Source organism: Micromonospora yasonensis (assembly GCF_026013475.1).
Lineage (GTDB): Bacteria > Actinomycetota > Actinomycetes > Mycobacteriales > Micromonosporaceae > Micromonospora > Micromonospora yasonensis.
The window spans coordinates 1-5758 of the sequence record NZ_JAPDPH010000325.1 but is presented as its reverse complement, the minus strand read 5'-3'; the positions used below and the strand labels follow the sequence as shown (position 1 = coordinate 5758).

Here is a 5758-nt window from a genome sequence, read left to right as displayed (position 1 = left end):
CAACGCGGACAGTAGCGGTCCTCGAAGCCGCCGGACGGCGCGCGCTCCGGCGTGCTGACCTGCCTCTGCATGAGCAAGGCGGCGTTACGGGTTTGTGATCGACGAGATGACCGGCCGAAAGAGGGAAAGGGCAGCCTGTTCGCCGGCCAGGCTGTGATCGTGTGCCCCGGCCTGGGGCGCCCGGCGACAGGCCACCTCTCCCTTGGCCCGGTGAGAACCGCAAGGCCGCCTTCCCGCGCCACAGCTGGGCTCGGACGCACGTGGTCAAGGGCAGGGCAGGACGGCCGATGGCGGGGCGGGTTCGTTCGAGTGCGCTGGACAACCGCAGGGCCGGCAGGGTGACAGGACCCCTCGCTCGGGGGCGTGGAGCCATGCCACCGCGGGTGCCGGTAGGTCGAGGGTGACCGCCGTTCCGGGTGCTGGCGCACTCGGCGCGCCTATGACCGATCTTTGACGCCGCCTTTCGGGCGTCGCTTCGCCCATCGTGGTTCACCGCCCGGTCACGGCACCACTTCGTCCGGCAGCGCTGCCGCCGGTAATGCTGAGCAGGCGGCAAGTTCCAGTCGTGCTCCGTGACGTTGCTGTACGCGCACCGGACAGGCGGGTACATCGCTTCCTGAGCATCGTCTACGTCGCGGGCACGGCGCCTGGACCGCGTCCGGCGGAGCGTTCGACATGCGGCGGGCCGTCGCGCCGGTAGGGGTTGATGTGCTCGTCATTTCGTCGTGGCCGGCTGGGATCACCAGGTTCACGTTCGGGGCTCCGGGTCCGGCCGAGCAGCGTGGTGGCGAGGGGCGGCAACCGGCCGACCGGCCGCGAGGGCGGGTGGGCGAGGTGACGCGGGCGACGCCGAGCTGCGGGCGGGCGGGGAGTTGTTGCTGATCATCTGAGAGTGGGTGGTGTTCGACGATCGCTCTGGTGCGACGGAAAGTCAACGGCTTGCGCCGGCCACCTTCACGGCGGCGTCTGGCGAACGTCGTTGTCGTCCTGGCGGCCGCGCCCGTTGCCGCTTACAAGATCCGGCCCGGTCCACGGAACGGCAGCCTGATCATTGGTCACCACGTGGGACCTTCTCGCCTGCCGTCGTGGGGAAGTCGGCGGCCTCCTGGGGGAGGAGGTGGAAGGAGACTCCCTCCTTTGGGAGGGAGTCTGGAACTGTCACCGCCGATGACGAGGGCCGGTCACCGGCGGTGTGCTGCGCTGACAGCCGCATCCGGCCGTTGCGCGGGGCGCGATGGTCGTCAGGGGGTGGTGAAGGCGCGGTGAAGCCCCAGACGAAGGGGGCACGGAAGCCCCAGAACGAGTCGCCGATGGCCGCTCGCCGACGATCTCTCCGCATCCTTCGCCTGCCAGCCGTAGAGCGCCGCCCTTGTGTAGGCGGTCATCGACGAGATCGACGCCGACCTCCCGGACCCAGTCGACCCGCGTGGGCCCGAATCCGGCCTTGCGGCCGCCGCGCGGAAACTCCCACGCCCTCAAACCGGCTCCTGTCAGCTCTGGCGAACGCCCCGGGCGTCCAACAACGATCTGACACGGCTCCGGCAAGGCGGTCGCCGGGCTGACAGAGCAGCTCAGCAGCCATACGCCCGTCGAGCAGCTTGGGGGAGGCCGGCCGCCGACGTTAGGCGTTTCCGTCACGCTCGGTGTCCGGCGGTAGCGTCAGGGCCGAGCCGATGCTCTGACCTTCGGCGGCATCGCCGGTCAAGACCAGTGAGACCGGCGTGCGAGGCGACGGCCTCCAACCAGGGCTGTCAGGTCAGCCCCTCTGCTGTTAGAGGTCTGTCAGATCAGGGGGGCGTTCGCCAGAGCTCACAGAGCCCGTTTTGAGGGTGTGAACGCACGTCGCGGCGCGGAGGCCGCATCCGGCGCAGCCGGGGTCGGGTGAAGTCCAGCGGCCGGAACAGGGCGTAGGCGATCTCCGGCGCGGTCAGCCGTGGTCGGCAGCCAGCCGCGCAGGACGTGGTCGCGGACGGTCAGTGTGGATTAGGCACGAAGCAGATGGTCGGACTGGACCTTGGGTCTCCTGCCCGAGTGAGGGAGAGACCGGAGGGTCTTTGTCGGCAGGGACGGATCGATCACCGGCGGCGTGTGCTGCAGCGACAGCGGCACCCGGGGGTCCGTTCCGGGTCCAGGTTCAAGGGCGACCCAGCCATGGGGGCCGACACCGACGCGACACGGACCCCGATACGGGTTACCGGGCCGCTCGGCCTCACTCCCGGCCGGCGAGGAACGCCTTGTGGGCCGGCTTGACGGCCAGGCGCAGGAGGTAGGCGGGCACCGGGTGTCCGCCGACGTGCTGGCGCGACGCCGCTGCCAGGCGGCGACGGCACCAAGGGCGATCTTCACGGGCCCATCTATGAACCGTCGTTTGTGTGCCCTGGCGAACGCCTGCCGAACTCACAGCCACTCACAGCGGCCTGCCGCGCCGCGCACGTCGGCGGTCAGTGGGATTACCCATCGGTGCTCTGAGCAGGCCTGTGAGTGGGAGCGGACGCGGAACCCGTCACCCAACGAGGCATCCCCCGAGGCAAGAACGGCCTCGCTAACACCGGGCCCCTCGCGGCGCTCACAGCCGCCTACAGCGGCTCACTGGAACTCACAGCGGCTCACACGCCCACCAGCCTGGTCGGCGGCGGCAGGAACGACACGGGCGGTGGCGCCGCCGGTCGGGTGCTGTATGTCGCCACGCTCGCCAACCCACCCGCGGCGCGAGCCGTGGCGCCTACGTCTGTCTCCGGCTGCTGTGGCACGGCGGCGGACGTGCCGTCGTCAGCGCCTTCCTACGCAGTGGAGCACCGAGCGGCACCGAGGCGGGCGTGACCGGACACGTGGTTTCGCCGCCACACTGTCAGAGAACCCGGTCGATTGACGCGGGCGTGATGACAGGACAACGCCGGCCATGGCGCCGCCGTCCCAGCTCGCCGGCCGCGTGTCCGGACACGTACGCGATGTCAACGAAGAGCGCCGATTGACACCGTGGTCGTTGACACGGCAACGGCGGTCGCGCGGAGGTGTCCGCGGCACGGGCCGCCGGCGATCGTGACACGCGCCGGCGCGCCCTGACCTCGTGTCCGAAACACCACCCATGGCATCGGCGCCCGTCGTTGACATTTTGTCCGGCAGGGCCGTTGAGCAGGGCGGTGACATGCTTGCGGACACCTGCAACGAGCGCCGGACGCAGTGCGGTGGCCACTCTGGACCTGTTCTTCGCCGACATGGCCATCGCGGACGTGGCACTCGACCTGGCCACGCGACGCGGACGCCACCTCGCCGTTGGCACCGGCGGCCATGGGCCGTGTCAGGGCACCGTGGCCATGTCCGGCGTCACTGACATTCTGTCCATCCCGCTGGCGCGAGCGGAGTGATATGTCCGGCGATGACATGTTCGGCGGCCACCGCTGGCCATGTCATCGACGGATACCTCTGTCAGTGCGTGCCGGCGGTGCTCCGTCGGCGGGAACGGTTGGGCTGGCGCGGGAGGGACCCAGCGACGCGAGACGCGAGAGGCAACTCCGCCGTTGTGAGCCGCTGTGAGTGGGGCAGGCGTTCGCCAGAGCACACAAACGCGGGTTTAAGAGTGTCAGCGCGTCGCGGGCGCGACGCGACCACCAGATGAGCGAGTGCCCGGCCGTATCAGCAAGGGCTTTCACCTCGTCGGCCCACACCGGGTCTCGGGTCGGCCGGACCCTGACCGATCCGGTTGCCGGCGATCCGCCGGCGCCGGGTCGCCGTGTGGCGCGCCGCCGGCCCCGGCCGGCGTCCGCTGCCGTGTCGGCGTCGGGTCGGGCCTGCGGCCTCACCATGTCCGCCCGTATCCAGCCGGGCGACCTCTCTCTTGATCACCGGAAGGACCACTTCGCGATGACCACCCCTGAACACCACTCCAATGACGTACCTCCTGCCGGCCCGTCCTCCGACGGCTCCGACGGCACATGGACCGTGCAGCGGATCCGCGCCCTGGGCCCGGTCACCGACCTGGCCACCGCGGCGCGGATCTTCGGGCTGTCACGGTCTGTCGCCTACGACCTGGCCAAGCGCGGCCAGTTCCCAGTCGCGGTGTTGCGTTTCGGCAGCCGCTACCGGGTGCCGGTCGCTGCCATCCTCCACGCCCTGCACCTGCCCGCCGCCGATGACCCCGGGCCCTCGACCCCACCAGCCGACGGCGACTTGATCGCGGGCGGAAGGCACGCGTGGATCACCCCGCACCGAATCCGCAGCCACCGGCTGCCGCACACCCCGACCGAAGGGAACACCTGATCATGGCGGAAGGATCCGTCTTCAAACGCTGCTCCTGCCGCGACAGCGACGGCCGTAAACTCGGCAACCGCTGCCCCCAACTCCGCCGCACGGGCGGGGCGTGGAGTCCCACCCACGGCCGGTGGGCCTACCAACTCGAACTACCCACCCACCCCGGCCAGCCGCGTCGGCAACTACGCCGCAGCATCTTCGACTCCCGCGACGCCGCCACCACCGACCGCGACCAGGCCAAGGCCTTGCTCGCCCTCGCGGGCGACGACGCGGCGGTCGCCGCCGAGATCGCCGACCTGCTCCTCGCGGTCGCCTCCGGCGCCCCGCTACCGGACCGCGACACCATCGCCCGACGGGTCCGGGCCGGACTGCCCGCCACCGCCGCGACGACCGTCGGCGAGTACCTCCACTCGTGGCTGGCGGCACGGCGCGGCATCGAACCCGCCACCGTCCTGACCTACGCGTCACACATCCGCATCCACCTGGTCCCGCACCTCGGCGACATCCCCCTGGTCAAGTTGCGGGTGGAACACATCGAGGCGATGTTCACCGCCATCGCCGACCGCAACACCGCCATCGAGATCGCCCGACAAAGCGACGACCCCGCCATCCGCGACAGCGCCCGCGGCGGGCGGCCTACAAGGCCGTCCACCATGCACCGCATCCGCGCCACCCTGCGCAAGGCCCTCAACGACGCCATCCGCAGAAGCAACAACCGGCTCATCGACTTCAACCCCGCCGCCCACGTCGAACTACCCTCCGCGACCCGGCCCAAAGCCAGAGTGTGGACCGCCAACGCCGTACAGAAATGGCGCGACACCGGCGAACGGCCCAGCCCCGTCATGGTGTGGACCCCGCAGCAAGCCGGGGAGTTCCTCGACTACGCCGAGGACCACGACATCGTCCTCTACCCGCTGTTCGTGCTCATCATCCACCGCGGCCTACGCCGCGGCGAGGCCATCGGCCTCACCGACACCGCCGTCGACCTCGACAACGCCCTGATCAGCGTCACCCAACAGTTGACCACCCACGGCTACACACCCGTGATCAAGAAGGTCAAATCCGAATCCGGCAACCGAGTGATGGCCGTCGACAGCTTCACCCACGCGGCGCTGCGCGCGCACCACGCCCGCCGCGCCGGATGGAAACTGGCCTGCGGCGCCGCGTGGCCAGACACCGGACTGTTCTTCGTCCAACCCGACGGGCAGCCCTGGCACCCCCAGGCCGTCACCGACCGGTTCGAAGCCCTCGTCCGCGACTCCGGACTACCCCCGATCCGGCTGCACGACCTCCGCCACTGCGCTGCCACCTACCTCAAAGCAGCCGGCGCCGACCTCAAAGACATCCAGGAACTCCTCGGCCACTCATCCCTCGCCATGACCGACACCTACACCTCCGTCATCGCCGAACTCGACATCGAACGCGCCAAAGCCGAAGCCGCCGCCAAACTCGTCCCCCGCCGCCAACGACGCGGACGAGCCGCGTAACCCGCGTACACAACTCGCCTTCG

Annotated in this window: 3 protein-coding genes; all 3 read left to right on the top strand. The window is 70.1% G+C overall.

Translation table 11 applies throughout. The features are described 5' to 3' along the window. Nucleotides 1-3185: 3185 nt before the first annotated feature. The 3 genes from ONA70_RS34105 (at nucleotide 3186) to ONA70_RS34095 (ending at nucleotide 5735) form a co-directional block, all read left to right on the top strand. Entirely contained in the window at nucleotides 3186-3365 is a 180-nt protein-coding gene (locus ONA70_RS34105; RefSeq protein WP_265010604.1) for a hypothetical protein, read from the top strand. Nucleotides 3366-3861: 496 nt separating this feature from the next. Next, nucleotides 3862-4257 (top strand): helix-turn-helix domain-containing protein, encoded by a 396-nt coding sequence (locus tag ONA70_RS34100; RefSeq protein ID WP_265010603.1) that lies wholly within the window; start codon nucleotides 3862-3864, stop codon nucleotides 4255-4257. Nucleotides 4258-4259: 2 nt separating this feature from the next. Beyond that, on the top strand, nucleotides 4260-5735 hold the full coding sequence (locus ONA70_RS34095) for a tyrosine-type recombinase/integrase (RefSeq protein WP_265010602.1): 1476 nt from the start codon (nucleotides 4260-4262) through the stop codon (nucleotides 5733-5735). Nucleotides 5736-5758 lie beyond the last annotated feature (23 nt).